Source organism: Asanoa sp. NPDC050611, from assembly GCF_040654855.1.
Lineage (GTDB): Bacteria > Actinomycetota > Actinomycetes > Mycobacteriales > Micromonosporaceae > Asanoa.
In genome coordinates this window covers 1-1,373 of record NZ_JBFAIU010000684.1, presented here as the reverse complement: position 1 = coordinate 1,373, position 1,373 = coordinate 1, and the positions used below count along the sequence as shown (strand labels likewise).

2 protein-coding genes are annotated in these 1,373 nt (G+C 74.3%); both read left to right on the top strand.

Going from position 1 to position 1,373, the window contains the following annotated elements; all coding sequences use genetic code 11:
- Window positions 1-810 (top strand): FAD binding domain-containing protein (locus AB0H87_RS41820; protein WP_360159433.1); only part of this gene is annotated, 810 nt, incomplete at its 5' end.
- Complete coding sequence (locus AB0H87_RS41815) at window positions 807-1,331, top strand: hypothetical protein (protein ID WP_360159430.1); 525 nt, start codon at window positions 807-809, stop codon at window positions 1,329-1,331. The genes AB0H87_RS41820 and AB0H87_RS41815, both read left to right, overlap by 4 nt.
- Window positions 1,332-1,373: the final 42 nt, after the last annotated feature.

Below are 1,373 nucleotides of genomic sequence, written 5' to 3'. Positions count from 1 at the left end.
GGCATCACCCGCGACGGCGAGCGGCTGCGGGTCGCCGCGCTGACCACGATGGAGGAGCTGGCCGCCGACCCGACCGTGCGGGCCCGGCTGCCGTTCGTCCGCGAGGCCCTCCTGCTCGGCGCCTCCACCCAGCTGCGCAACATGGCCACCATCGGCGGCAACCTGCTGCAGCGCACCCGCTGCCGCTACTTCCGCGACCCGGACGTGCACGCCTGCAACAAGCGCGAGCCCGGCTCGGGCTGCGCGGCCGTCGCAGGCGTCGCCCGGATGCACGCGATCCTGGGCGCCGGCCCGTCGTGCATCGCACTGCACGCCTCGGACCTGTGCGTGCCGCTGGTCGCGATGGACGCCGAGGTCGACCTGCTCAGCGCCGACGGCACGCGGCGGGTGCCGCTGACCGAGTTCTACCGCACGCCCGGCGACCGGCCCGACGTGGAGACCGTCCTGCGCCACGGCGAGCTGCTCACCCACGTCGAGGTGCCGCTCCTGCCGGCCGGCACGCGGTGCGGCTACATCAAGGTGCGCGACCGCCAGTCGTACGAGTTCGCGACCACCTCCGCCGCGGCGGCCATCGAGGTCGACGACGGCACGGTCACGATGGCCCGGATCGGGCTCGGCGGCGTCGGCACCGTGCCTTGGCGCGCCTGGGAGGCGGAGCGGGTGCTGGTCGGCTCGCCGGCGAACGAGCGGACCTACCGGGCCGCCGCGGAGGCCGCCATCCGCGACCCGTTCACGGTGCCCGGCACCGCGTTCAAGGTCGAGCTGGCGAAGCGGACGATCGTGCGGATCCTGCGGACGGTGACGCGATGACGGCGACGCTCGCCAAGGAGAACGTGATCGGCGCGCCCATCGACCGGATCGACGGGCGGCGGAAGGTGGCGGGTGCGGCGCCGTACCCCTCGGACTTCGACCTTCCCGGTCAGGTGTACGCCGCGCTGGTCTCGTCGACGGTCGCGGCCGGACGGATCACGCGCATCGACCGGACCGCGGCCGAGGCCGCGCCGGGCGTGCTCACGGTGCTCACCTACGACAACGCGCCGACATTGGCCGATCCGCCGACGAACGCGCTCGGCTCGACCATGCGACGGCCGCTGCGCGACGACCGGATCCTGCACCACGGGCAGCACATCGGCATCGTGGTGGCCACCACCCGCGCGCAGGCGTTGGCCGCCGCGGAGCTCGTCGAGGTCGACTATGCCGAAGAGGAGCCGGTGCTCGACATCGACGACCCGCGGGCGGCGGTCGAGCACGACCCCTTCGGCATGGAGACCGACATCGGCGACGTGCCGGCCGCGCCGTGCGGGGCCGGCGTGTGCGTGGAGCGGACGTAGACGAGCGGGGGCGTGGCCAACAGCCCGGTGGGCCTGTGACGG